The organism is Glutamicibacter sp. 2E12, from assembly GCF_050030965.1.
Taxonomy (GTDB): domain Bacteria; phylum Actinomycetota; class Actinomycetes; order Actinomycetales; family Micrococcaceae; genus Glutamicibacter.
The window spans coordinates 946468-971345 of the sequence record NZ_CP188297.1 but is presented as its reverse complement, the minus strand read 5'-3'; the positions used below and the strand labels follow the sequence as shown (position 1 = coordinate 971345).

General features: G+C 58.4%; 22 protein-coding genes, 1 tRNA gene and 2 riboswitches. Of the genes, 11 read left to right on the top strand and 12 right to left on the bottom strand.

The genetic code is table 11. The annotated features are described in order from the left end of the window. Positions 1-2: 2 nt before the first annotated feature. The 5 genes from ACP3TE_RS04415 to ACP3TE_RS04395 form a co-directional block, all read right to left on the bottom strand. Positions 3-893 (bottom strand): DUF4031 domain-containing protein, encoded by an 891-nt coding sequence (locus ACP3TE_RS04415; protein WP_426735505.1) that lies wholly within the window; start codon positions 891-893, stop codon positions 3-5. 43 nt (positions 894-936) lie between these two features. After that, a complete protein-coding gene (locus ACP3TE_RS04410) occupies positions 937-1227 on the bottom strand; it encodes a WXG100 family type VII secretion target (protein ID WP_038990044.1) in 291 nt (96 codons plus the stop codon). A gap of 111 nt (positions 1228-1338) precedes the next feature. Continuing rightward, positions 1339-2877, bottom strand: coding sequence for a sensor histidine kinase (locus ACP3TE_RS04405; RefSeq protein ID WP_105659124.1), 1539 nt, complete (start codon positions 2875-2877; stop codon positions 1339-1341). A 52-nt stretch (positions 2878-2929) separates the two neighbouring features. Continuing rightward, positions 2930-3637 (bottom strand): response regulator transcription factor, encoded by a 708-nt coding sequence (locus tag ACP3TE_RS04400; protein WP_105659125.1) that lies wholly within the window; start codon positions 3635-3637, stop codon positions 2930-2932. A 58-nt stretch (positions 3638-3695) separates the two neighbouring features. Further along, positions 3696-3914 carry a hypothetical protein gene (locus tag ACP3TE_RS04395; protein WP_105661594.1) on the bottom strand — a complete coding sequence of 73 codons (219 nt, stop codon included), beginning with the start codon at positions 3912-3914 and terminating at the stop codon, positions 3696-3698. Positions 3915-4168: 254 nt separating this feature from the next. Here ACP3TE_RS04395 and ACP3TE_RS04390 point away from each other — a divergent pair, with 254 nt between their 5' ends. Beyond that, the gene (locus ACP3TE_RS04390; RefSeq protein WP_038990235.1) at positions 4169-4552 is read left to right on the top strand and encodes a cold-shock protein; all 384 of its coding nucleotides are present in this window, start codon (positions 4169-4171) and stop codon (positions 4550-4552) included. 3 nt (positions 4553-4555) lie between these two features. Beyond that, positions 4556-5164 (top strand): DUF3027 domain-containing protein, encoded by a 609-nt coding sequence (locus ACP3TE_RS04385; protein WP_332487716.1) that lies wholly within the window; start codon positions 4556-4558, stop codon positions 5162-5164. A 74-nt stretch (positions 5165-5238) separates the two neighbouring features. On the opposite strand, the gene serC is transcribed toward ACP3TE_RS04385, so the two are convergent. Continuing rightward, positions 5239-6360, bottom strand: a complete 1122-nt coding sequence (gene serC, locus ACP3TE_RS04380) for a phosphoserine transaminase (protein WP_426735501.1) — start codon at positions 6358-6360, stop codon at positions 5239-5241. Between the two features lie 260 nt (positions 6361-6620). Here serC and ACP3TE_RS04375 point away from each other — a divergent pair, with 260 nt between their 5' ends. The 4 genes from ACP3TE_RS04375 to ACP3TE_RS04360 all read left to right on the top strand — a co-directional run bounded on the left by ACP3TE_RS04375 (position 6621) and on the right by ACP3TE_RS04360 (position 10476). Further along, positions 6621-7319 carry a metal-dependent transcriptional regulator gene (locus tag ACP3TE_RS04375; RefSeq protein ID WP_105659129.1) on the top strand — a complete coding sequence of 233 codons (699 nt, stop codon included), beginning with the start codon at positions 6621-6623 and terminating at the stop codon, positions 7317-7319. Between the two features lie 104 nt (positions 7320-7423). After that, a riboswitch (cyclic di-AMP (ydaO/yuaA leader) is annotated at positions 7424-7574 on the top strand. 4 nt (positions 7575-7578) lie between these two features. Continuing rightward, on the top strand, positions 7579-8625 hold the full coding sequence (locus tag ACP3TE_RS04370; protein ID WP_105661597.1) for a M23 family metallopeptidase: 1047 nt from the start codon (positions 7579-7581) through the stop codon (positions 8623-8625). Positions 8626-8748: 123 nt separating this feature from the next. Further along, positions 8749-8919: riboswitch (cyclic di-AMP (ydaO/yuaA leader) on the top strand. 3 nt (positions 8920-8922) lie between these two features. Further along, positions 8923-9750, top strand: coding sequence for a C40 family peptidase (locus tag ACP3TE_RS04365; RefSeq protein WP_426735498.1), 828 nt, complete (start codon positions 8923-8925; stop codon positions 9748-9750). A gap of 189 nt (positions 9751-9939) precedes the next feature. Continuing rightward, a complete protein-coding gene (locus ACP3TE_RS04360) occupies positions 9940-10476 on the top strand; it encodes an HNH endonuclease (protein ID WP_400291495.1) in 537 nt (178 codons plus the stop codon). 38 nt (positions 10477-10514) lie between these two features. Here ACP3TE_RS04360 and ACP3TE_RS04355 read toward each other — a convergent pair whose 3' ends face one another. Continuing rightward, a complete protein-coding gene (locus tag ACP3TE_RS04355; RefSeq protein WP_105659133.1) occupies positions 10515-10925 on the bottom strand; it encodes an NUDIX hydrolase in 411 nt (136 codons plus the stop codon). A 187-nt stretch (positions 10926-11112) separates the two neighbouring features. Between ACP3TE_RS04355 and ACP3TE_RS04350 the strand changes: the two genes are divergently transcribed. After that, a complete protein-coding gene (locus ACP3TE_RS04350; RefSeq protein ID WP_105661599.1) occupies positions 11113-12342 on the top strand; it encodes an ROK family transcriptional regulator in 1230 nt (409 codons plus the stop codon). 121 nt (positions 12343-12463) lie between these two features. On the opposite strand, the gene ACP3TE_RS04345 is transcribed toward ACP3TE_RS04350, so the two are convergent. Both ACP3TE_RS04345 and ACP3TE_RS04340 read right to left on the bottom strand, forming a co-directional pair. Further along, positions 12464-12537: transfer RNA gene (locus ACP3TE_RS04345), tRNA-Arg, on the bottom strand. A gap of 67 nt (positions 12538-12604) precedes the next feature. Beyond that, positions 12605-13267, bottom strand: a complete 663-nt coding sequence (locus tag ACP3TE_RS04340; protein ID WP_133833228.1) for a hypothetical protein — start codon at positions 13265-13267, stop codon at positions 12605-12607. A gap of 83 nt (positions 13268-13350) precedes the next feature. On the opposite strand from ACP3TE_RS04340, the gene pcrA reads away from it, so the two are divergent. From pcrA to ACP3TE_RS04320, 4 genes are all read left to right on the top strand, one after another. Beyond that, the gene (gene pcrA, locus ACP3TE_RS04335) at positions 13351-15729 is read left to right on the top strand and encodes a DNA helicase PcrA (protein ID WP_105661600.1); all 2379 of its coding nucleotides are present in this window, start codon (positions 13351-13353) and stop codon (positions 15727-15729) included. Positions 15730-15971: 242 nt separating this feature from the next. After that, the gene (gene sucC / locus ACP3TE_RS04330; protein ID WP_105659137.1) at positions 15972-17144 is read left to right on the top strand and encodes an ADP-forming succinate--CoA ligase subunit beta; all 1173 of its coding nucleotides are present in this window, start codon (positions 15972-15974) and stop codon (positions 17142-17144) included. A gap of 16 nt (positions 17145-17160) precedes the next feature. Continuing rightward, positions 17161-18063: a succinate--CoA ligase subunit alpha gene (gene sucD / locus ACP3TE_RS04325; protein ID WP_133833227.1), complete on the top strand. Its 903-nt coding sequence runs from the start codon at positions 17161-17163 to the stop codon at positions 18061-18063. Between the two features lie 392 nt (positions 18064-18455). Then, positions 18456-18845 (top strand): hypothetical protein, encoded by a 390-nt coding sequence (locus tag ACP3TE_RS04320; protein WP_426735494.1) that lies wholly within the window; start codon positions 18456-18458, stop codon positions 18843-18845. 78 nt (positions 18846-18923) lie between these two features. Here ACP3TE_RS04320 and ACP3TE_RS04315 read toward each other — a convergent pair whose 3' ends face one another. From ACP3TE_RS04315 to ACP3TE_RS04305, 3 genes are all read right to left on the bottom strand, one after another. After that, positions 18924-20465, bottom strand: coding sequence for an MFS transporter (locus ACP3TE_RS04315; protein WP_426735492.1), 1542 nt, complete (start codon positions 20463-20465; stop codon positions 18924-18926). 575 nt (positions 20466-21040) lie between these two features. Continuing rightward, a complete protein-coding gene (locus ACP3TE_RS04310) occupies positions 21041-21277 on the bottom strand; it encodes a hypothetical protein (RefSeq protein ID WP_105657313.1) in 237 nt (78 codons plus the stop codon). 210 nt (positions 21278-21487) lie between these two features. After that, entirely contained in the window at positions 21488-24835 is a 3348-nt protein-coding gene (locus ACP3TE_RS04305; RefSeq protein WP_426735490.1) for an SNF2-related protein, read from the bottom strand. Positions 24836-24878: the final 43 nt, after the last annotated feature.

Genomic DNA, 24878 nt, shown 5'->3' with positions numbered 1-24878 from the left:
CACTATAGCCAGCTGTGCAACAGCTCCAGCTCGGTGCCCAAATTATTCCGCGCGCGCTGCTCCCAGCGCCGGGATCCGGATTGGGTGCCGTAGATCAGTTCTTTCTCCAACAGGCCGCTGAGAATCTTGCTGCGCCCGGCAGCAAGCACATGGCGGGGAAGATGCCCGTACTCCTTGTAGATGGCCTCGGCATAGCGCTGGTAGGCCGGAGCGGGGCGGGCCAGGACCTCCAGATCGGCATCGCAGAGGATATGGCCCAGGCGATCGGTTTCTGCCGGGGCATGCTTGGCGGTGAGCATGACCAGCCCGCTGACCTTCGAGACGGCACCAGGGGAGAGGACTCCCCATAGCCGTTCACGGGCCAAGGTGGCCGATTTGAACTCGTCTTCGCTGGTTCCTGCGTAGACGGCGTCGTGGAACCACGCAGCGAGTTGGAGCAGCATGAGCTCTTCGGGATCGGCCTGGCCTTCAGCCAGCCAGTCGATGGCTTCGAGCACCGAGAGCAGATGCACCCGGTCGTGGTAGTGGCGATGGCTCTCGGACCAATAGCCCAACAGCTCGGTTCCGAGCTGAGGCTCGGTGGGCAAGGTGCGGGACCACCGCCGGGTGAGGACGGTTCCCAGCTTCTCCGGGCGGTATTTGGCTGGTATCCGAATCCCGGACTTGACCAGTGCGCGGACCAGCTCGGATCCCGAGACTTCTAGGGCGCCAGCTGCCACGAGCCGATCGTAGCGTTCGCGAGGCACATCGTAGTGATCCCGGTCGAAAGCGCGGCGGGAGATTTCTTGCTGCCCGGCGAACTCATGGAGTTCAGCCAATGAAGTATCCGACACCAAGTGGGCAAAGAGCGTGCCGTGGGCAGGCCAGCGCGGCGGGTCGATCAGAATGCTCATAAGGCTAAGCCTACTGATCAACCGGCCGTCGCGTCTGCGGTTTTCAGTAACGGAACAGCGAGGTGTTGACCTGCTCGACCTCTTCGTACTGCATGGAGGCATGGTTCAAGGCCGTGGCAATGCTGCTCAGCGCCTCTTCGATCTGCACATGGGTTGAGCGCCATTCGGCCACGATCGACTGGAAGGAGGCCGCGGCGGAACCCTGCCAGGTGCTTTGCAACTGGTCCAAGTTCATTTGCATGGTCGAGACCTCATTGCGTAGCCGGTCAATGGTGTTCATGACGGCCTGGGATTTAACCTGCATCTCGCCGGTGTTGGTGGAGAACGTACTCACTGGAATCGTCCTTTCTGGAATGAGCGGTTTGATCACTGATGCACTCACCTTAGAAACACCACACCCCGTGCCGGGCAAAACCGGCACGGGGTGTGGAGAAAGCCATCGGCGCTAGTCTTCCGTATCGTCGACTTCCGGTGCTTTCGGTTCGCGCAGCGGCACGTAGGGCATGGAGATGGACATCGTGGCGCCACCGCCAGGGGTATCTGCCAACGCCACCGAACCTCCGTGCTGCTGGACGATGGCCGCAACAATGGCCAAGCCCAGGCCGGAACCGCCGGTCTCGCGTTGGCGCGAGCTATCGGAGCGGTAGAAGCGTTCAAAAATGCGCTTGGAATCCTCGGCCGGGATGCCCGGGCCGTGGTCGCGGATTTCAACGACCGCGTCCAGCGTTCCAGCCACCAATGAACGCACGCCGACGGCAATTTCCAAGGGGGAACCTTCCGGGGTGTAGCGCAGCGCGTTGGTGAGCAGGTTGGCGATGATCTGCCGGATGCGGGCATCATCACCGACGGTGCTCGCTGGGCTGGGGCGTTCGGACACGAGCCCCACAAGTTTGACGGTTCGGTCCGGTGCACGGACCTTGGTGTCTTCCACCGCGTCCTGGCCCAGGACCAGCAAATCCACTGGCTGCTTTTCCATGGGGCGTTGCTCGTCCAGGCGGGCGAGCATCAAGAGGTCCTCAACCAGGCGGGCCATGCGCTTGGATTCGCTTTCGATGCGGCCCATCGCCGAGTCCATGGCCTCCGGATCCGCCAGCCCGCCGTAGCGGTAGAACTCCGAATAGCCCTGGATGGTGACCAGCGGGGTACGCAGCTCATGCGAGGCGTCCTGGATGAAGCGGCGCATCTTCTGCTCGGAAGCCTCGCGGTCGTTGAACGCCTTTTCAATTTGGGCCAGCATGGCGTTGAGCGAGCGCGAGAGCCTGCCCACTTCGGTCTCAGCGGGATAGTCCTTCACGCGCTGGGACAGATCGCCATCGGCGATCATCGACGCGGTGCGCTCCACATTGATCAGCGGCTTGAGCGAACGCCCGGTGAGCCCGTAGGCGATCATCGACATCAGCAGGGCCGCAAGCGTGCCGGTGGAGAGCACCAGCACCGCAGTTTGGCTGACGGTACGGTTCACATTATCCAGCGGCATGGACAAGAACAGGTTCAGCTCGCTGCTCTTCAACGGGATCATCACCGTACGCCAACCAGCGGAGGTGGGGAAGGCGCCGGGGACCGTAGCAGGGGAGTTCGGGTGGGCTGCCAGCTGCTGGATCTGTTCCATATTAAGCAGCGGCAGATCCGTGCCGTTGGAAGGACCGACCCGCGAACGCGGCATCACGTAGACGATCTCGCCGTCCTGGTCGCGAATGTCAGCGTAGGCGCTGCTGAGCCCGAGCAGCGTGGCATCGACATCCAAGGCGTCATGGCTGCCGTTGTCCTCGTTCAAGGAGTAGAGGTAGGCCTTGTTGAGCCCGTAGGCCATCGTCGACTTGGACACGTTCAGCTGCTTGTCGATCTGGCTGGTCATCGCGATCCTCAGCGTATGCGCTGAACCGATAGCGGTAGCGAAGATCGCGACGATCATCAGTCCAAACATGACCGCGACCAGTTTGGTCCGCAACGAGGTGCGACGCCACTGGGCTCGAAATGACTTCATATGCTGACTTTACAAGGCCTTCAATTATTGGCGCGGACCGTTACGTGTGCCGTTAGCGGCGGTCTGGGGTGCGCATCAGGTAGCCCACGCCGCGCTTGGTCTGGATCAGTGCAGGCCACTCCGGGCGGTCGACCTTGCGACGCAGGTAGGAAATGTAGGATTCCACGATCGAGGCATCGCCGTTGAAGTCGTATTCCCAGACATGGTCCAAGATCTGCGACTTGGACAGTACGCGGTTCGGGTTCATCATCAGGTAGCGCAGCAGCTTGAACTCGGTGGGGGACAGGTCAATGATCTCCCCGGCACGGCGCACCTCGTGGGCGTCGTCATCCAGCTCAAGGTCGGCCACGATGATGGTCGCGTTCTCGTCCTCGCCATTGGCGGTACGGCGCAGGACGGCACGGATGCGGGCGACGACTTCATCCAGGCTGAATGGCTTGGTGACGTAGTCGTCGCCGCCGACGGTCAAACCGGTGACCTTGTCGCTGGTGTCGTCGCGCGCGGTCAGGAACAGCACCGGGAAGTGGCGGCCAGCGGCGCGCAGTTTACGGGTGATGGTGAAACCGTCCATGTCCGGAAGCATGACGTCCAGGACGGCCAGGTCCGGTTCTTCGGCTTCAACGGCTGCGAGGGCTTCGCGTCCGTTGGCAGCAGCGACAACTTCGAAGCCTGCAAAGCGCAGGGAAGTGGAGAGCAGTTCGCGGATATTCGGCTCGTCATCGACAACGAGAAGTTTTGCCTCAGCAGTTTTTGGACTCATGGATTACAGTGTGCCGAAGAAGTCTGGGAGTCCGCTGAGTGAATGCTGAAGCGAGTGGCTAGCTTTTTCGGCGCCTGGCGACGTTTCCGAAGACCACGATGGCGGCCAGGATGAATGCCGTTGGCAAGCCCAAGCGCGCAAAGAGCATGAGCAGCGGCGGGATGGCCATCTCCTGGAAGTAGAAGACGAGGGTTCCGACCAGCGCCAAGGCGGAAAGGATGGCGATGATGATCGCCAATCGGGAAAGTGCAGTCATGGTTTTGGATGAATCGCTCACGCTACCAAGTTTAGCCCCGGAGCCATGGGCGACAGGCGGAATGCGAAGATTGCCGGGCAAAGATGAATTCACCGCACGAGAGATGACATAATCTTAGATAAAGGACTTGAAGCGATCCAGCAGATTGAGCACCCGGCAAGAAGCAGAGAAGAATTCCGGCAGTGGCTCCGCTGGATCGCACATATGAATATGCATGGCGCTGAGCAGGCCTCGGCTATGCAGCTTAGCTACAAGAACGAACGAGGTAAATGATCATGCCTAGCGGCAAGGTTAAGTGGTACGAAAAGGCCAAGGGCTTCGGCTTCATCACCGCCGAAGATGGCAAAGAGATCTACGTCAATGCCGCGGCATTGCCCGAAGGCGTGCATGACCTGCGCCCCGGAACCCGCCTGGAATTCGGCGTTGCCGAAGGCCGCCGCGGTCCACAGGCACTGAGCCTGCGCTTGCTCGAAGCCGCTCCATCGGTCGCACGTGCCAAGCGCAAGAAGCCCGAAGACGAGGCAGTGCTGATCGAAGATCTTATTAAGCTGCTCGACAACGTTTCCAATAGCTTGCGCAATGGGCGTTATCCTGAACAGGCATATGGCAAGAAGGTTGCTACCGTACTTCGTGCGGTAGCCGACGATCTGGACGCATAAATAATGGCCCGTAAACCCAAGTTGGACACCATCCTCGCCGAGGCAGTGGATACTGCTCGCGGCGCGCTCGCAGAAATTGCCGGTGCGTCAGAAATCGGCGAACACCTAGGCGTCACGGCGGAAGGTGAGCGACTTGTCACCCATCGTTTTGTCTCCCATAAGTCGGGATATCAAGGATGGACCTGGTTCGCCACGCTTGCGCGGGTCTCACGGGCAAAATCCAAGGACCTGACGGTTTGCGAAGTAGGCATTATTGCAGGGGAGCAGTCATTGCTCGCTCCGGCATGGGTGCCATGGGCCGACCGCCTGGCAAAGGAAGAGATTGAAGCGGCCAAGGCCGCCGAAGCCGCAGAGGACTTGGCCGGGACCGGCGGGGAAGCCGACGGTCCTGAAGCCACGGAGCCAGCGAAGGAGCCGGATCCATCGGATCCAGGCGCCGAGGCTCAGGATCCGCAGACCGAAGCCGAAGCGGACGGCGCCGAAAATGACGATGACGCTGTGCAGCAGCATAAGTCGCCGGCACGTCGCCAGGTACGCCGCCGTCGCACGGCGCAGCGCACCGCAGCCCGTCGCCGGGCAGCGCAGCGTAATCGCACGCGCAAGGAAAACTAGGCAATAGCGGCAAAGACCTTCGCACAACGATGATGAATCGTTGTGCGAAGGTCTTTGGCTTTAATCGAGGGTTCTTAGAGCTGCTCGATCACGTAGTCGATGCACTTGAGCAGTGCTTCGACGTCGCTTGGCTCGATCGCAACGAAGGTGGCGATCCGCAGCTGGTTGCGGCCCAGCTTGCGGTATGGTTCCACGTCGACAACGCCGTTAGCGCGCAGTGCCTTGGCAATTGCCGAGGCATCGACCGAGTCATCGAAGTCAATGGTGGAGATGACGTTCGAGCGGTGCGCTGGGTCGGCCACATAAGGGGAAGCGATTTCGGAAGCCTCGGCCCAAGCCCGGATCATCCCTGCGGACTGTGCCGTGCGCGCTGCCGCCCACTTCAGGCCGCCGTTGGCATTGATCCACTTGATCTGCGCATCCAGGCCCACAAGAGTGGTCAGCGATGGCGTGTTGTAGGTCTGGTTCTTCAAGGAGTTATCCAGCGCGGTCGCCAGGTTCAAGAAGTCGGGGATCCAGCGGTCGGTTGCTGCAATTTCCTCGATGCGGGCAATCGCGGCGGGAGAAACGAAGGCCAGCCACAGGCCGCCGTCGGAAGCGAAGTTCTTCTGCGGAGCGAAGTAGTACACGTCGGTCTCGGACAGATCCACGTCCAGGCCTCCGGCGGCGCTGGTGGCGTCAATGACTACCAGTGCATCGCCGTTGGCGCCAGCAACGCGCTTGATCGGCGCCGCGGCACCGGTTGAGGTCTCATTGTGCGGCCACGCGTAGAGGTCTACGCCGGCTTCGGCTACGGGTTCAGGTACGGTGCCCGGCTCGCCGACAATGATGGAGGAAGGTTCCAGGAATGGAGCCTTGTCGGTGGCTTTGGCGAACTTCGAGCCGAATTCGCCGAAGGACAGGTGCTGCGCCTTGGAACGGACCAGGCTGAATGCAGCGGCATCCCAGAACGCGGTGGATCCACCCACGCCGAGAAGAACTTCGTAACCCTCTGGTGCGCTGAACATTTCCTTCAGGCCGTCCTGAACCGAAGCTACGAGGTTCTTGACCGGAGCCTGGCGGTGGGAGGTGCCCAGCAGTTCGGCGCCGGCATCGACGATGGCCTGGATCTGTTCTGCGCGAACCTTGGAAGGTCCTGCACCGAATCGACCATCGGCGGGCAGAAGGTTTTCTGGAATGTTGATATCCGTGCTCATCGCGCTCCTCTTGTAGCGATAGATTGAAGTGCCATAACGGCCACCATTACCCATGGTTTGGAATATTGACAGATAGCCTTGGCGTTTCAATAGATATCTTCGCAAATAGCGGGGTGTCGTGAGAAAAGCGCGTCGGTCGGTTACGCCGAGGGCTTGGCGGGTTACAGGGCTTTCTGCAGCTCCGACCAAGTAGAGTGGGATATCGACGCCACGTAAATTTCGAGCGAACTTAATTGTTGTGACTTCCAGGAGCGACTGCCGTGTCTGATCTTATCGATACAACTGAGATGTATCTGCGTACCATTCTTGAGCTTCAAGAAGAGGAAATCGTGGCATTGCGCGCCCGAATTGCAGAGCGTCTTGGCCACTCGGGCCCAACCGTGTCGCAGACGGTTGCTCGCATGGAACGAGACGGCCTGGTTATCGTATCGACCGATCGCCACCTTGCTTTGACCGAAAAAGGTCACGAGCTGGCTACGGGCGTGATGCGCAAGCACCGCTTGGCGGAGCGCCTGTTGTCGGACATCATCGGGTTGGACTGGGAGTACGTGCACGATGAAGCGTGCCGCTGGGAACACGTGATGAGCGAACGCGTCGAGCGTCGGCTCTTTGATCTTCTGGGCAAGCCAACAGTGTCGCCCTACGGCAACCCAATTCCGGGCCTGGAAGTCCTCGGTGGCCCCAATGTGGGCGAAATCTCACATGAAGTAGAGAACTTGGATGATGCCCTGCTGTCCGGAAACATCGGCCCGGTGGCAATTGAGCGCCTGGCCGAACCTATCCAAACGGACCCAATCCTGCTCGGACAACTGAACGAAGGTGGAATCCGCCCAGGTGCGATTGTCACCTTGGAGCGCGCCGACGACTACGTTGTAGTGCGCGTGGACGGCATCGAAGGCGCTCTGGAGCTGCCGGTCGAGGTCAGCGCACACGTATTTGTAAAGTCTCAGAAAAGATAACGAAATTGTAACTTTCGGCGTTGACAGGTAGCGTTAAGCCTTGGAGCTAGCGATCTAGTTAGCTCTATCCATTTTTGGTGCGACCGCCTAGTGTTGCCCTGCGCCAGAAACGGTCACCAAATCTTGAGGGCAATAACGGGGGACCCACTTTCCGGCGTGCAAACGCCTTGGGGTGAAGTTCTGCGACAAGCAGGCCGGCTGATTCTCAATAGCCGAACCCGACAGCTAACTTCGTAGGCGCAACAGTGAGAGGAATGTTTTGGTAGAAACCAAGACTGCGGGACGTCGCCGCGCTGCCGGCGTCGAAGTAGATGTGATTGCAGAAGTCACCGCTTCGACTGCTGAGCGTAACGGCGGGCGCCGAGCAGCACGTGCCGCTGCCACCGTCCCGATGATTGCACCGGTCAAGCCGGTACATGAAGATTTCGTTGGTCGACGATTCGACTCCATGCAGCGCTACGGTGTTGCTCCTAACCAGACCCTGCTGGCCGGCAAGGATACCGCGAGCAACGTCGTTGCATTGCCAGGAGCTGTTCAAGCCCCTGCCAGCAAGCCTGCCCCGATCGAAGCAGCAGGCAATGTCGAGTTCATTTCTAGCCTCAAGTCCAAGGTTCAGAAATCCACCCACCGTGGATTCGCCCACAAGGTGGCAGCCGTAGCCGCCGTTTCGGGTTTGGCGCTTGCCGCCGTAACTCCACAGCTCTCCGGCAGCGCGGAGGAGAACAAGGCCGTTGAGGTCGCAGCTCAGCGCACCGCCACTTCCGCAGTTGTAGATGTAACTGCACCTACCGGCAATGCGGAACTGTCCGTGGAGCGTGCAGCTTTGACCTCCGAGCTGAACACCGAAGTTGCCAAGGAAGAGAAGTTCGCCGAGATCATGACCGCTTCGGGCGGTAGCGTCACGGCCATCAAGGACACCTCGGGATTGCTCGGCGCACCGGTCACCACGAAGCGCATCACCTCCACGTTCGGGCACCGCAAGAATCCAACCGGTCCAGGTTTCATGATTCACAGCGGCACCGACTACGGTGTGCCAAGCGGTACCAAGGTCTACGCGGCAGCTGACGGTGTTGTGACTGTCTCGGGTTGGGCTGGGCACTCCGGTAACCGAATCACCCTTGACCACGGCAACGGCCTGGAGACCGGTTACAGCCACAACAGCCAGCTGGTTGTGAAGGTTGGCCAGAAAGTTAAGCGCGGTGACGTTGTTGCGTTGGCCGGCAGCACTGGCAACTCAACCGGTCCTCACGTGCACTTCGAAGTGATCGTTGACGGTCAGTTCAAAGACCCAGCAGGTTGGTTATAACGACGTTCGTCACCATTCCGTGATCAAAACGTGACATTTCAAAAAACTTCCTATAGTCTTGTATGCGTGCCATGGGGATCCCTGGGCATCATTGCGTGAGAACCGAGCACTGCCAACACGCAATGAGTAGTTATACACAACTCGTACGGCAGTGGCGGGGGAACCAATATCGGGTCGTTAGTTTTGGCTAACAACCCTAGGGGTGAAGTGGATAGAGAAGGCAACTTCGAATCCACCGAGGTAACTCCACTTCGAACCCGACAGCTTACCTCGTAGGTATCAAGGAGAGGCAATATTTTGACCAAGAGTCATGCACGCGGACGTCGCCGCGCCGACGTTCCACGCACCAACTCGCTACAGGCGATTTCGCAGGCCGTAGCATCCAACGCTGGCTCGGTAGGCCGCCAGGCCGCCGTTGTAGCTGCAGCATCCGGCTTGATCGTCACTCTGGGCGTGCCTGGCCAGGCAACTGCACCACGTGACGTTTCTGCATCGCCTGTTGACACCATCAATCCAGAGCGTGTTGCAGTCAAGGCAGTAAAGGTAGCTGCTGACAAGAAGGCTGAAGTCGCAATCGAGCGCGCCAGCTTCACCGCTGAAGAGAAGCCAGAGCCTGTTGTCATTGCAGTTTCGAATGACATCACCCCAACTACCCGCAGCAGCAACTCGGGTAACTCTGATTCGATGGCCCCGATGACTCGTCAGAGCCGTTCGGGTGGACAGGAATCGGCTCCGCAGCAGAAGGCTCAGCCAAAGGCTGAAACTCCTGTTCAGACCTCCAACCTTTCCGGCATCGCAGGCACCGCTGCCAAGTACGTGGGCGTTCCATACGTATGGGGTGGCAACGGTCCAAGCGGCTGGGATTGCTCCGGCTTCGTCAAGTACGTCTACGCGCAGCACGGCATCAACATTGCTCGCGGCACCTCGGCCATCCTCGGATCCGGCCAGTTCGTCCGCACCAGCAACCCTAAGCCAGGCGACTTGGTATTCCAGAACGGTGGCGGCCACGTCGGCATCTACCTGGGCGGCGGCCAGATGATCGGCGCGCAGAACCCAACCGTGGACACCATGATCCACTCGGTTTCGCGCAACCCGCTGTACGGCTACTACACCCTAGCTGGCTAAGCTTCAAAGCTTTTCATAGGCCATCGGATGAGAAAGACATCCGATGGCCTATGTTCGTTTAACCAGTTGAACTCCGGGCATCAGAACGATGAAAAGAAGACAATTTCTTGGTTAGGTACCCACCAATAATCCGAAGCATCGCATAGGCTAGCGCTTAGAGACACTCCGAGCAGAACGCGAGCTCCATCAATGCCAGATGGTGGCCATCGGTTCATGAAGGTAGTACGAGCAATGCGAACTTTGGTATTAAACGCAGGATACGAACCACTAGCAGTTGTGACGTTCCGTCGAGCACTAGTGCTAGTCATGACCGAAAAAGCGAGCATCGTTCTCCAAGATGATCTCGCCCCCATCCGCAGTTCTCATGGAGATCTACCTCGGCCAACTGTCATCGTTCTGAAACGCTATGTACGACGCCCCTACAGGGACATGCAACATGTCACCCGTAGGGGCGTTCTGCGTAGAGACGCTTTTACCTGCGCGTATTGCGGCAAAGCTGCCAATACGATTGACCACGTGATTCCCCGCAGCAGGGGAGGCCAGAACACCTGGGAGAACCTCGTGGCCGCTTGCCTGCTATGCAATAGCCGCAAAGCGGACAAGATGCTCTCGCAACTGGGCTGGCAACTGCGTATTACACCTCATCGTCCACGCGTTGCTGGCCATCTGGTTTCGGGACTGCAGCACGTTGATGCGGCATGGGACGAATACTTGCACGCAAGCTAGCCGCTGGCCTGATGCTGCTGGGAGGAACCCAGCGGCGCCTATTTCTTGCTGCGTTCAATGGCTAGCGGCAGGACGCGGTCGCGAAGCAACGGAGCTAGATCGTCGCGTTCCAGGGCCACCTGCGGGTCGATCCACAGCAACTCCTCCAATTCCGCTAACGGGACGAGTTCGCCATCGAAGGCTGCGCTGTATAAAGAGGCGCGGATCATCGTCTCCGCCTCGTTGGCAGCCGGTCCGATCCATTCGCCGTCGTATTGCAGCTCGTCAGCGGTGAAGCTGAGGCCCAATTCTTCACGAATTTCTCGAATGATAGTTTGTAACGCTGTTTCCCCGGCTTCGGGTTTGCCGCCAGGTTGCATGAACTTCGTCGTTCCACGCTTGCGAACCAGGAGAATTTCTCCTTGGTTGTTGATTAAACACGCCGCTGAGATCGTCAAATTTTTCTTCACTAAAACACAATATCGCGTGTTTACAGGAGTTAGAGATGGTAACGTGCTTAATTGGATCTCCAACAGTTTTAGTTCTAGTTCACCATGGTTACTTTACTCGCAGTATCTAACCGAAGTATTGATGACTACCGAAAACGTTGGAATTGAAAGATCGATCCATCAACTTTACAGATCTATGGAGCAATAAATGCGACGGGGTACAAATCTAGGACGCTTGGGAGACTTCAACCAAGCCGTAATTCTTGAGTCAATTCGACGGGCACCAGAGGGAATTAGCCGCGTTGAACTGGCCGGTTCGACTGGTCTGTCGCCACAGACCATTTCCAACGTTGTCCGCCGTTTGCTGGATGACGGAATCGTCCGAGAAGACCGCACGATCGTCTCCGGACCAGGCAAGCCTCGCACCGTTCTGGAGCTCGAAGGCAACCGTCTTGTTTCCATTGGCATCCACCTAGACCCCAGCGTGCTGACCTTCGTCGCAATGAACCTGCGCGGCGAGGTCCTGCGCGAACGCCGCATCGAAGTTCCCAACCTCGAAGTAGCTACCGAAACTGTCCAGCTCATGGCAACTACCGTTAAGGAACTCATTGCCGAGATCCGCGTGCCGAAGAAGCACATCGTCGGTGTCGGCATTGCTGTTCCGGGTCCAGTAAACGTCGAAGAAGGAGTGGTGCTGAACCCGCCACTGCTCGATGGCTGGGCAGATGTTGAACTGGTGAACCCGTTGCGCAAGCTCTTGCGCCTGCAGGTCATTATCGAAAAGGACACCATCGCTTCAGCAGTTGGCGAACTGTGGCAGTCCAAGGAAGAGAAGAACAACGACTTCGTCTTCATTTACTGCGGTCACGGCTTCGGCGCTGGCCTGGTATTCAACGGCGATGTCCACCACGGTGCAAGCAACAACGCTGGCGAAATCGGCCACTACTCAACCGGTTACAAATCTGTGGCCTGCGAACAATGCGGTGCGGAGGATTGCCTCGCTTCCGGCACCTCCTACGAATTCATCGCCGCGCAGGCCAAGGAGCGCGGGCTGGAACTGCCAAGCTACGAAATCGTTGGCCCGGAACAGCGGGCTGCCGGAATGAACCGCCTCTACGAGCTGGCTCACGAAGGAAACAAGGTCGCCAAGGAACTGGTCACCGAAGCCATGATCAAGGTTGGCGAAGTTGCCGGCCAGCTTGCCAACTCGCTGGACGTTCGCGAAGTCGTCTTCGGCGGTCCACAGTGGGAAAAGGTATCCGAACTGGTCGACGATCAAGTCCGCGACGCCATTGGCCGCCGCTTCGCCCTGCGCGGAGTGCATGAAATCGAAACCCGCACCTCCGAGCTCGGCTCCAACGTCGGCGCCATCGGTGGCGCTTGCGTGGTCATGGACGCTTCGCTGTCGCCAAAGGCGACCGCATTGCTGCTGCGTTAAGCGAGACTCATACTAAGCACTGCGGGTACGTTCCAGATGGAACGTACCCGCAGTGCTTAACTCCGTAGTAACGACAAGAGCCTTGTTTCCCGTCCGAGGACTGGAAACAAGGCTCTAGTTGTGCCCCTGGCCGGAATCGAACCGACGGCCTACCCTTTAGGAGAGGGTCGCTCTATCCTACTGAGCTACAGGGGCATGGGCGTGAAAACACCAACAACACTATCTTACTAGGATGTCCCGGGTGTAATTCCCACGCACTGGCTTAGGCAGTACCCTCACGAATTGCGAGCATCTTTGCCTTGAGCGCACGATTGGCACGGATAGCGCCAAGACCCACAACAAGACCCGCAGTGATGATCAGCAGTGCCCAGCGGATGGTCGTGAGGATCGATGCCAAAACGACAGCTCCTTCACTGAGGTCTCCAGTGAACAGGGCATCAATTGCGAAGTTCTCCCAAATATCGATTGCCGCGAAGCCCAGCGGGGCAACCCAAGCCAGCCAACGCGTCTGGCGGTGAGGAATCCAGCGGATGAACAACAGCATGGAGAAGACCGCAGTAAACATCGGGAAGAGGAAACCAGCGGTCTTGTGCAAGTAGTTGAGCTGGCCAACAGCATCTTCATCCATGGCGCCACGCAATGCTTCTATGTCGCTTACGGTGTAGCCGAAAATACGCTGATCGGGCATCGCCAGGGAATCGCTGAGGTCCTGCATCTGCACCATCGTGAGCAGATGGTAGTACGCGAATAGCGCAGCGCATATGATCAAGCCCACCGAGATCAGCAGCATCGGGTTCGAACTGTTCTCGTGGGAGGTGCTTTGCACCTTGCCTGGCCCCATGTTCATGCCGCGCGGCGCGTTCGGCGCCTGGGCGAACTGCTGGGGCTTGCGGTATTCCTTGGTTTTCCTGACCTTCTTTGCCATATCTTCTATTATGCCCGGCCAATAGCGTGGGCTTTCCCGCTCACACTGAAAGTGTCCGGCGCTCCACGTAGACTGGCTACATCATGGATTTCCTTTTTGACGATTTCGCCCCGGATACCGCACAGCAGGTCATGCCCACTGCTGAGGAGCTTTTGGTCGGCATGAACCCGCAGCAGGAAGAAGCAGTTCGTTATGCTGGGGGTCCGTTGCTGATCGTGGCCGGCGCTGGTTCAGGAAAGACCCGTGTGCTCACGCACCGCATTGCCTACCTCCTGGCGACCGGACGTGCTCGGCCGCACGAAATCCTGGCGATCACCTTCACCAACAAGGCCGCTGCCGAAATGCGCGAACGAGCCGCTGAGCTTATTGGCGACGAGCAAGCGAAGAAGATGTGGATCTCTACTTTCCACTCCTCATGCGTGCGTATTTTGCGTCGCGAGGCGGCCACCATTGGAATGAAATCCAACTTCTCAATCTACGACTCCACGGATTCCTTGCGCCTGATCACCTTAGTCGCCAAATCTTTGGAGATCGACCCGAAGCGTTTCACGCCCAAGGCAATTGCCCACAAGATCTCCTCGTTGAAAAATGAGCTGATAGATGATGAAGACTACGCGGCGACGATCAATACCAATGATCCGTTCTCGCGAGCCGTTTCCGAGGTCTACCGCGGTTACACCCGCCGCCTGCGCGCTGCCAACGCCATGGACTTCGACGACCTGATTGGACAGGTCGTCTACATGTTCCGTGCGTTCCCGCGAGTGGCCGATAACTACCGCCGCCGGTTCCGCCATGTGCTTATTGACGAATACCAGGATACTAACCACGCCCAGTACTCGCTGGTGCGTGAACTCACCGGTGCCGAAGGTGATACCGTCCCAGGCGAACTGACCGTTGTCGGCGACTCCGACCAGTCGATTTACGCTTTCCGCGGTGCCGATATCCGCAACATCGTCGACTTCGAAAAGGACTATCCGAACGCGGCAACCATCAAGCTGGAACAGAACTATCGTTCCACCCAGACGATTCTGTCCGCGGCCAACGAGGTCATCAAGCGAAACCCCGACCGCAATGACAAGAAGCTGTGGACTGCCAGCGGCGACGGCGAGAAGATCACCGGTTATGTTGGGGAGTCAGAATCCGACGAAGCACGCTGGATTGCCGAAGAAATACTTCGCTTGAACGATGACGAGGATGTCCGCCCGGGCGACGTGGCGATCTTCTACCGCACTAACGCCCAATCGCGTGCACTGGAAGAACAGCTGATGCGCGTGGACCTGAAGTACCGCGTAGTCGGCGGCACCAGGTTCTACGACCGCAAGGAAATCAAGGACGCACTGGCCTACCTGCGCGCCTTGGTGAACCCGGATGATGACATCAACGTCCGCCGAATCCTCAACGAGCCCAAGCGCGGCATCGGCGACCGTGCCGAAGGCGCCGTGGCAGCGTTGGCTGAACGGGATCGCGTTTCCTTCATGGACGCATTGCGCCGTTCGGATGAAGCACCAGGCTTGGGAACCCGCGGAATCAAGATGACTGCTGCGTTTGTCTCCATGATGGATGACTTGAAGACCGTGGCGGAAGGCTCAGGGCCGGCAGAGGCCCTTGAAGCAGTGCTGGAGCAGACCGGATACCTGGAGACCCTTCGGCTCTCCTCGGATCCGCAGGATGAGTCGCGGGTGGAGAACCTCGCCGAATTGGTCGCCGTGGTCCGGGACTACGTGAACGAAGAACCGGAAGGCGGTCTCGAAGGGTTCCTGGAGCGCGTGGCGCTCGTAGCCGATGCCGACCAGATTCCAGAGGCTCCCAGCGATGATGAGGGAGCAGCAATGGCCGTGCAGGAAGGCGTGGTCACCTTGATGACCCTGCATACTGCCAAGGGCTTGGAATTCCCGGTGGTCTTCCTGACGGGCATGGAGCACGGTGTCTTCCCGCACCAGCGTTCCATGACCGACGAAAAGGAACTGGCCGAGGAACGCCGCCTGGCCTATGTCGGACTGACCCGTGCCCGTGAACGCCTGTACCTGACCCGTGCCGAACAGCGCAGCCTCTGGGGGCAGGCCCAGTACAACCCTGCGAGCCAGTTCCTGGAAGAGGTTCCGGGCGAGCTGATCGACTGGAAGAGCGAGGGCTCTGGCGGTGGAATGGGCTTCGGTTTCGGTAACGCAGCGGTGAATTTCGCCACGAGCAGATATGAACGTGGCAGCCACTGGGGTGCAGGTTCGGCATCGGCGCAACCGGTGCGAGGGCACAACGCCGCCCCTATTTCCAAGACGCGAGTTGTGCAGAATAAGGACATTACCATCCCTGAAGTCGGGCAGAATGTTAAGCATTCCTCGTTTGGCTTGGGCACTGTTATTGCTTTAGAAGGCGCAGGCGACAAGACGGTGGCCAAGGTGCAGTTCCCGGACTCCGAGAAGAGGCTATTGCTGCGCTATGCACCGCTAGAAATCGTGGACTAGCCGACGGGCCCTCCGTGTTTCCTGCGTCACATTCGGCTGCTTTGATGCAGGACCCGCGAGTTTCTCTACGTGTTGTAAAAGTGGGAAGTTTGCGAAAGTCGGGATAGTCTGAGAGGTGCGCACGGGCTACGGCGCCTAACGACGTCCCGGTAGTTGCGGTGCGCTCTCTTTGGCATGGCATGGATTTCGGTCTGTGGCCGTGCCGCGAGTCAGCATGAACTTCGAACGAAGGACACAAACCCGTGGACCTGTATGAGTACCAGGCGCGCGATCTATTCGAGGCACACGGCGTTCCCGTGCTTGCCGGTATCGTCGCTTACACCCCGGAAGAAGCAAAAGCCGCAGCTGAGAAGATCGGCGGCGTTGTTGTAGTAAAGGCACAGGTCAAGGTTGGTGGCCGTGGCAAGGCTGGCGGCGTCAAGGTCGCTAAGACCGCCGACGAAGCTTTCGAGCACGCTTCCAACATCCTCGGTATGGACATCAAGGGCCACACCGTAAACAAGGTCATGATCGCTCAGGGCGCCGACATTGCTGAGGAATTCTACTTCTCCGTACTGCTGGACCGTGCAAACCGCAACTACCTGGCCATGTGCTCGGTAGAAGGTGGCATGGAGATCGAGGTGCTCGCAGTTGAGCGCCCGGATGCTCTGGCGAAGGTTGCCGTTGACCCAATCGTCGGCATTGATGCCGCGAAGGCCGCTGAAATCGTTGAGGCAGCTAACTTCCCTGAAGAGCTGCGCGCAAAGGTTGCAGACACCATCCAGAAGCTCTGGGTTGTATTCAAGGAAGAAGACGCCACCCTAGTAGAGGTAAACCCACTGGTGAAGACCGGTGCCGGTGACATCGTTGCACTGGATGGCAAGGTTTCCCTGGACGACAACGCATCTGAGGTTCGCCACCCGGCTCACGAAGAGCTCGAGGACAAGGGCGCAGCCGATCCGCTGGAAGCCAAGGCAAAGGCCGCTGGCCTGAACTACGTCAAGCTGGACGGCGAAGTAGGCATCATCGGCAACGGTGCTGGCCTGGTCATGTCGACCCTGGACGTTGTTGCCTACGCTGGCGAGAACCACGGTTCGGTCAAGCCTGCTAACTTCCTTGACATTGGCGGTGGCGCATCGGCTGAGGTCATGGCTAACGGCCTTGACGTCATCCTGAATGACCCACAGGTCAAGTCGGTCTTCGTCAACGTCTTCGGTGGCATCACCGCATGTGACGCTGTCGCAAACGGCATCGTTGGCGCGCTGAACACCCTGGGTGATGCAGCGAACAAGCCACTGGTTGTCCGCCTGGACGGCAACAACGTTGAAGAGGGTCGCGCCATCTTGGCCGAGGCCAACCACCCGTTGGTCACCCTGGCAGCAACCATGGATGAGGGCGCCGACAAGGCTGCCGAGCTCGCCAACGCAGCGAAGTAAGAGGGATAAGCGAACAATGAGCATTTACCTGAACAAGGACTCCAAGGTCATCGTCCAGGGCATCACCGGCGGCGAAGGCACCAAGCACACCGCCCTGATGCTCAAGGCTGGCACCAACATTGTTGGCGGCGTTAACGCCCGCAAGGCCGGCACCACCGTGACCCACGGTGACAAGGACATCAAGGTTTTCGGCACCGTGGCTGAGGCCAAGGCCGAGACCGGCGCAGACGTATCGATCGTCTTCGTCCCACCTAAGTTCACCAAGGACGCAGTCGTTGAGGCTATCGAGGCCGAAGTTGGCCTCGTTGTAGTCATCACCGAAGGTGTTCCAGTACAGGACTCCGCTGAGTTCTGGGCTCTGGCACAGTCGAAGGTTGACGCCGACGGCAACCAGATCACCCGCATCATCGGCCCTAACTGCCCAGGCATCATCACCCCAGGTGAAGCACTGGTTGGCATCACCCCGAACAACATCACCGGCAAGGGCCCAATCGGCTTGGTTTCCAAGTCAGGTACCCTGACCTACCAGATGATGTACGAACTGCGCGACTTGGGCTTCTCGACCGCAATCGGTATCGGCGGCGACCCAGTCATCGGCACCACCCACATCGATGCCCTGGCTGCTTTCGAAGCTGATCCAGAAACCAAAGCCATCGTCATGATCGGTGAAATCGGTGGCGACGCTGAAGAGCGCGCTGCTGATTACATCAAGGCCAACGTCACCAAGCCAGTTGTTGGCTACGTGGCTGGCTTCACCGCTCCTGAGGGCAAGACCATGGGCCACGCAGGCGCCATCGTTTCCGGTTCGGCTGGCACCGCCCAGGCGAAGAAGGAAGCACTGGAAGCTGCAGGCGTCAAGGTCGGCAAGACTCCTTCGGAGACTGCTGTGCTGCTGCGCGAAGTTTACGCAGCTCTCTAAGCTGACGCTGAACCAGGGCTGACGCCCTGGAGCATACGCCGGAAACGAACGGTCGCCGCTTCTCCTGAATCTTCAGGAGAAGCGGCGACCGTTTCGCATTTAATTGAAATCTTCTAGTCAAATCGCTGATGCACTCATAAGCTGATTAGAATATATGGTTCCAGGGTCTTGAAAAAGGATTGCCGATGATGCGGAGAAGCTACTGGGCAACACTAGCGTGCTTATCCCTGGCATTGGCATCATGCACGAGCCCGGAGGCCGGCGAAAGTGCGGGGCCGTTGCCTTTGAGCCCCGAAAAGGCAAGTTCCTGCGATCGACCGTACATTGCCAGTGGCGGTCAGTTGCGTGGTGCACCGCAGCTGATCCGGGTCGACCGGTTCCATGATCAGCAGATGCGCCAAACTCTGATCGATGCACCCGTCGGCTCGACTATCAGCTTCAGCCCTCGTCCCAAGTGGGACAACGTCAATGAAGTGCTCATGGCAGCCAGCGCCGTCTCCGAAACCACTGTCGCCGAAGAGTCCTACGATGCCAGTGACGGGCTGGAATCGTTGATCAGAAGCTCCGACCAGTCTGCGGGGCTTCTGGGCTACTGGGCAGCGCGTCCCGTGACCTACACGTATAGCGTTCAATGCCTCAACGAGCAGCAGAGCCGCTACACGCTGGTCTTCGAGACCTGGTCCGACTCCGAATTCGGAATCCTTGACTGCAAGCTGAGGCTGGATGCGATGGCTCAATGGGCTGCGCAAGCAGCCTATGAATCCTACTGCCAATTCTCCTAGCCGTTGAGCCGGATACAACAATGGCGGGGCTGGTTCCGCTTGGAACCGGCTCCGCCATCGCTTAACCCTATTGCGAGGCTATCTAGCCTGGGACTGCTCCGCCTCGGCGTCTGCAATCTCCTGCTGGTAGTTCATTTCCAATTCAGGAACCTGCTCGAAGAGCGCTTCGACATCGAGGTCAGGGTTCTCGTCCTGGGTTTCAACTAGCTCAATGGCTTCCGCTTCCGACGCGACCGAAGGCAGCGAGCCGGGCAATGGCTTGCGAGCGGATTCGCGCAGGTAGCAGACCGCAACAAAACCCGCGACCGAGGTGCCCATAACCCAGAAGGCCGGAGCCAGGGAGGATTTGGTCAGGGTCACCAACGCCTGCATGATGAACGGCGCGAAGCCACCAAAGATGGCTACGGCGAAGTTGTACGAGATGCCCATGCCACCGTAACGCGAGGCGGTTGGGAACAGCGCTGGCAACGACGAAGCCAGATTGGCAACGTAGAAGACTACCGGGACTGCCAGCAGCGCAAGGCCAAGCAGGGTGGACCAGATCTGGCCATGCATCATGAACAGGAAGGCAGGGATAGCCAGGACGATGGCCGAAACCGAACCAATGAACAGGACCTTGCGACGGCCCACGCTATCGGAAAGCTTGCCCGCCAAGGGGATGCACAAGGACATGCCCACCAGGATCGGCAGGGTCAGCAGGTTGCCGTGCACCGGATCGTATTCCAGCGTCTCGGTGAGGTACGTAGGCATGTAGCTGGTCAGTGCGTAACCGGCGGTGTTGGCAGCCGATACCAGTACGAAGCCGGTGAGCAATTCGCGCCAGTAGGCCTTCACCAGGTCGATGACGCCCTTCGGGGCATCGGCAGCGCTCCGTGCGTCCTCGCTCGCGCGGTTAGCGGCTTCCTGGGCTTCCTTGAAGGCTGGAGTGTCTTCGATCTTGGCGCGGAACCACAGTGCGATAACACCCAGTGGAAGGGCCACCAGGAATGGAATGCGCCATGCGAAGCCTTCCATGACATCGTCGCTCAGGGTCAGCTGGAGGATGGAGACGAAGGCGGCACCCAGGGCGAAGCCCATGTAGGAACCTAGATCCAGCAGCGAGGCGAAGAATCCACGACGCTTGTCCGGGGCGTATTCGGTAATGAACGTAGTAGCACCGGCGTACTCGCCGCCAGTGGAGAAGCCCTGGGCAAGCTTCAACACGACCAGGAGAATTGGTGCTGCTACACCCCATACCGAGTAATCCGGGAGGATTCCGATGCCAAACGTGGCCGCTGCCATCATGAGCAGGGTGAAGACCAGAATCTTCTGGCGTCCTACTCGGTCACCCAGCTGGCCCAAAATCACGCCACCAAGCGGGCGCGCGACGAAGGTGACAGCGAATACGCCTAGGCTGAACAGGGTTTGGATTGCAGGCTCGACGGTGTCGGGCATGAAGAGCTTGCCGATAATTACTGCAAGATAGCCGTAGACACCTACGTCGTACCATTCCATCAAATTGCCAACGACGGTACCGCCGATGGCTTTCTTGAGCATCGAATTATCGACGACGTTGACGTCTTCTACCTTCAGGCGGCGTTTCCTCAGGAATCGCTGCTTCCGTGTGTTTTTTGCTTCCATAGTTTCACTCCTCATATCTTTCTTGATCTTGTCCCGGTGCCGGCGACCATATTCATCCACAAGAATGAGGAGCGAAATAGCTGCTCCTTGAGCTGGTTGCGGTCGCCGTGTGACTCGTCGAAATCGATAGATTTCTACTCAAAAATCCGGCGAAAAACCGGCATTGAGCGATGAAACGCTTAAGCGGACAATCATTAAGTTTACCAAAAATTGGATTAATTCCCTGATCGAGGGGCTCTCCAGGGGCGTATGCGTGCCCATGGGAGCAGTCGAATCCTGCGTGGACCTACCGCCGAATACCCACGGAAGCATGGGGCAAACGAGCCATTGGCCAAGTTGTGGATCGAGGTGCGCGAAAAGCCGAAATTGTGTCGAAGGACTCGGAGCGCCAGGGGTTGGAAATCAGCGAAACAACGCGAAAACGGTGCACTTGAAGGTCCTGAATCCGGTGGCGAATGGGGGCTTCCGACGGTAAAAAACGCACGCTGTTCAGCAGCGGTTGGCGCTCAGTCCACAGGGCACAAAAATGCCCCAAGATTGCTGGTGGGCAGCTTGGGGCATGTAGTCGAAGCAGGCTAGCCGCGGAGGCCGGCAGCAGCTTCAGTATCAACTCTCAGGAATGAAGAGCCGATGGCAGCGAACGCGCCCGGAATCAGGAGCATCCGGTGCTTCGGGTTATAGAAAATCTCTTCGAGCGGAGACGCCAGAACTCTGCGAATCTTTTCCAGAAGCCGGTCGTTTTCCAGGGATAGGCGTTCTTGTTCGGTTTCAATCACCACACGATCGTTGTTGATACTCACCGATGCACTCATCCAGTCATCATCGGGGGTACTGAGAGTCTCCGATTTAATCAGGGACACGGTTATTACCGCCTTTGTCGTTCGTATCGCCCGGACGAGGATCCGTCTGGGCGCTTGCCCGATGAACGCACTATGTGTGGCGTAGCGCACATCATCGGTCACTTCGAATATACAGGGTTTTACTGAGCGCCGCCTGCTAATACGGCGGATTTAATCAACCTGTTACTCAAGCAGTCCTCGGATATCTTGGGCGGTCAAGGCCTTGGAGAATCCATCGGCTTCATCCATCACTGTCGAGATCAGCTTGCGTTTGCTTTCCTGCAGCGCCACAACCTTCTCTTCGATGGTGCCCTGCGAAATCATTCGGTACACCATCACCTGTCGCGTCTGGCCGATGCGGTGCGTACGGTCGATAGCCTGGGCTTCCACGGCTGGGTTCCACCATGGATCCAGCAAGAAGCAGTAGTCCGCTTCGGTCAGGTTCAAGCCGAATCCGCCGGCCTTCAAGGAGATCAAGAACAGCGGAGCTTCGCCTTCCTTGAACTGCTCGATGACCTTGGCGCGGTTGCGGGTATTGCCGTCCAGGTAAACGAACTTCACGCCACGCTCGGTCAGCTTGTCGGCCAGCACCTTCAGATACGAGGTGAACTGGCTGAAGATCAGCGCACGGTGGCCTTCGCCCACCACATCATCGAGCTGGTCGAAGAGTGCTTCCAGCTTTGAACCGGGTACGTCCGACAGCGCTGGATCCACCAATGAAGGTTCCAGAGCCAGCATGCGCAGATGGGTCAGCGACTGGAAAATGGTGAAGCGGTTGCGATCCAGATCTTCAACCAGGTGCAAGATTTTCTGGCGTTCGCGGTTCAGATGGGTGTCGTAGACATGCTGGTGTTCTTCGGAAAGGCGCACCAGAAGCTGTTGCTCCTGCTTGGCCGGAAGATCCAGCACCACGGATTCCTTGGTGCGGCGCAGCATGAATGGCTTGATGCGACGCTGCAGCAATGCAAGGGTGTCCTTGTCGCCCAGCACTTCGATAGGGCGGGCGAATTGGCGATTAAAGCGTGTTGTGTTCAGGAACAATGCCGGAGCAACCAGCGACAGCAAAGCACCGAGCTCGGAAAGGTTGTTTTCCATCGGGGTACCAGTGACGGCCAATTTGAAATTGGTCTGCAGGTTCACCGCGGTGCGATGGGCCTTGGTGGATTTGTTCTTCACGAACTGCGCCTCATCGAGGATCAAGCCGGCAAAGCGCTGCGCCTCGTAAATCTCGTCGTTCAGACGCAACAGGGTATAGGTCGTGAGAATGACATCGTAATTCTCGGCCAGTTCCCTCAGCTGCCGTGGCGAAGGCAAGGTGCCCTCGACGCTGACTACCCGCAGGGATGGGGCGAACTTGTTGATTTCCATTTCCCAGTTCGAAACCACCGAGCTCGGGGCGACGACCAAGAACGGCAGACGGGTGCGCTGGGTTGCGGGCAGCTGAGCACATGCCTGCGGATCGGCCCAGAGCTTGTGGGCATGGAGAATCAGGGCAATCGTTTGCAAGGTCTTGCCCAAGCCCATGTCATCGGCGAGGATTCCGCCGAATCCGCCTTCATACAGGCGAGAGAGCCAGTGGAACCCTTCAACCTGGTAAGGGCGCAATTGGGCGTTCAGCGTGTTCGGCACCTGCGCGTGGTGGGCTTCAGCGACCTTGAGCAGTGAACGCATGCGTGCGATAAACAAGTCCGCGCCGTCAATGCCTTCAGCCATCTCATCAAGTTCTTCGAACAATGAGATTTGGAAGACCGTAAGCTTCAGGTCTCCCTCCTTCGGCTTGTCATTCATTGCCTGCGCCTCGTCAACGAGCGCCTTGAGCTTGGCGAACATGGGGTGGTTCAACGAGAACCAAGTGTTATCCGGCAGGCGCAGCTTCATCTGGCCATTGCTCATGGCCTCGACGATCTGCGAGAAAGGAACCTCGTGGTTGCCCACGGTGATCAGCAAGCCAAGGTCCAGCCAGTCGGTCCGTTCATGATTCACGGCATTGATCTTCAGCTGAGGAAGTTCACGCAGCTGACGGAATTTCGGCCGGGTACCCTTCTCAACCAGCTTGACTTCAGGAATGCGTTCCAGCGCGGGGAGGATCTCGGTGACGAAATCGATGGTGTCATCGCGGGCGTAGAACTTCGGCGACAAGTTGGGATTGCCGCTTTCTTCATGGACCAGGAAAACTTCATGCACTGCGGCCTGAAGCAGTTCCTCGGCCTCAAGGTCATACACTTCCTGGTCGCCAGGGATCCCCGGGTAGAGGATCTGGAAGTCCAGCGCGGCGGTGTCGTTCGGTTCGTTATTCTCGTTGAATTCGCGCTTGTAGACCACGGTCGCCTGCACATAGGGCGGTTTCAAAGCAGGCAATTCCAGCTCGTCGCTAACGCTACGCAGCTCGAAACGGCGGGCCAAACGCGGGTAGGAGGATTCAAAGAAATCGTTGATCTCCGGCCTAGGCACGGTGACCGGACGGCGGTCAACATACCAGCGGCGGTGCGCGTCAGGAATCGGCTCAACACTTGGCGCGAGCCAAATCTCATCAGGCTGAGCCAACTGGGCATAGAAACCATGCTCGGCGATGACACCGCTTGGTGCCTCCGGATCGAGAATGAGTTCCTGGTTTGCAATGTGCAGGACACCGTCCAATTGCAACCGTTGCTCATCCAGGGAGGCCTGCATGCTGAAGCTGGCTGGAGCAACGATGCGCACGCGCTGCTCGGATCGGGTCGTGATCAGTGGAATTCCCAGCTCATCAGCTTGGTCAAGCAGTGGCCAGAGCAGCTCGGAAGCGTACTCGTCCAGGAACAGCCAGTCTTCATCCACCTTGAACTGCAGCTGGCTGTCGCTGCGCGCCATGGAGGCAAAGCGGGTAAACCAGTGGTGCTGCGCCCGCAGCAGGTTCCAGCCGTAGGTCTTGAAGCCCAGGGTGGTCCAGCGAAGCTGGCCACGAACCCAACGGCCTTCGGTGTTGCGAACCATTGGGCGCACTCCCAAGCGGAAGCGCTTATTGCGGGTCGGGTGCGGGATGGTTCCGGTCGGCATCCATTGTTGTTGCTGGGTGGCGTCCTTCGAATCGAAGAGCAGGAACTGAAGCGCCATCGGCACTACCGGATCGTGCTGCGAACCAAGCAGGCCATCGGCCGGGCCCGGCTCGGACTCTTCAAACCATGAATCGATTTGCTGCGACCAAACTGTGTTCGGCTTCTCTTCCCGGGCAGGCACGGGGCGTGGCTGGGAAGCGATCTTGTTGGAGACAATAGCCAGTGCCGCGATGTGCGAGCAGATGCCCGGTGCGTCGCAGGTGCACTCGCACGATTCGATCTTCCACTCTCCACCGTCCATGAGGACCTGGATCATCGGAGAATATTCTTCGCCAGAATCGGTGACGGTGCCTTCGATCTGGTGGGTGCTTTCGTCGAATTCCACGTCAACCACGGAATTTGCTTCTGCAGCCAGGTTCTTTCCATAGAAGAAAGGAACGTTGCCCAGAAAAGCCAATAAGTGGCGGGCATCAATGGTTGGTGGAACAGATTCAATCATCCTCTCATCGTTTCACGTTCCGGGCCTTCGCGAAAGTTGAAGG

What these genes read in the sequence shown, in the direction of transcription:
- sucD (WP_133833227.1), top strand. Translation starts at nt 17,161, where the DNA reads ATGAGCATTTACCTGAACAAGGACTCCAAGGTCATCGTCCAGGGCATC.
- ACP3TE_RS04310 (WP_105657313.1), bottom strand. Translation starts at nt 21,277, where the DNA reads ATGAGTGCATCGGTGAGTATCAACAACGATCGTGTGGTGATTGAAACC.
- ACP3TE_RS04385 (WP_332487716.1), top strand. Translation starts at nt 4,556, where the DNA reads ATGGCCCGTAAACCCAAGTTGGACACCATCCTCGCCGAGGCAGTGGAT.
- ACP3TE_RS04340 (WP_133833228.1), bottom strand. Translation starts at nt 13,267, where the DNA reads ATGGCAAAGAAGGTCAGGAAAACCAAGGAATACCGCAAGCCCCAGCAG.
- ACP3TE_RS04360 (WP_400291495.1), top strand. Translation starts at nt 9,940, where the DNA reads ATGCCAGATGGTGGCCATCGGTTCATGAAGGTAGTACGAGCAATGCGA.
- serC (WP_426735501.1), bottom strand. Translation starts at nt 6,360, where the DNA reads ATGAGCACGGATATCAACATTCCAGAAAACCTTCTGCCCGCCGATGGT.
- ACP3TE_RS04305 (WP_426735490.1), bottom strand. Translation starts at nt 24,835, where the DNA reads ATGATTGAATCTGTTCCACCAACCATTGATGCCCGCCACTTATTGGCT.
- ACP3TE_RS04390 (WP_038990235.1), top strand. Translation starts at nt 4,169, where the DNA reads ATGCCTAGCGGCAAGGTTAAGTGGTACGAAAAGGCCAAGGGCTTCGGC.
- ACP3TE_RS04405 (WP_105659124.1), bottom strand. Translation starts at nt 2,877, where the DNA reads ATGAAGTCATTTCGAGCCCAGTGGCGTCGCACCTCGTTGCGGACCAAA.
- ACP3TE_RS04350 (WP_105661599.1), top strand. Translation starts at nt 11,113, where the DNA reads ATGCGACGGGGTACAAATCTAGGACGCTTGGGAGACTTCAACCAAGCC.
- ACP3TE_RS04415 (WP_426735505.1), bottom strand. Translation starts at nt 893, where the DNA reads ATGAGCATTCTGATCGACCCGCCGCGCTGGCCTGCCCACGGCACGCTC.
- ACP3TE_RS04320 (WP_426735494.1), top strand. Translation starts at nt 18,456, where the DNA reads ATGCGCCAAACTCTGATCGATGCACCCGTCGGCTCGACTATCAGCTTC.
- ACP3TE_RS04315 (WP_426735492.1), bottom strand. Translation starts at nt 20,465, where the DNA reads ATGGAAGCAAAAAACACACGGAAGCAGCGATTCCTGAGGAAACGCCGC.
- pcrA (WP_105661600.1), top strand. Translation starts at nt 13,351, where the DNA reads ATGGATTTCCTTTTTGACGATTTCGCCCCGGATACCGCACAGCAGGTC.
- ACP3TE_RS04400 (WP_105659125.1), bottom strand. Translation starts at nt 3,637, where the DNA reads ATGAGTCCAAAAACTGCTGAGGCAAAACTTCTCGTTGTCGATGACGAG.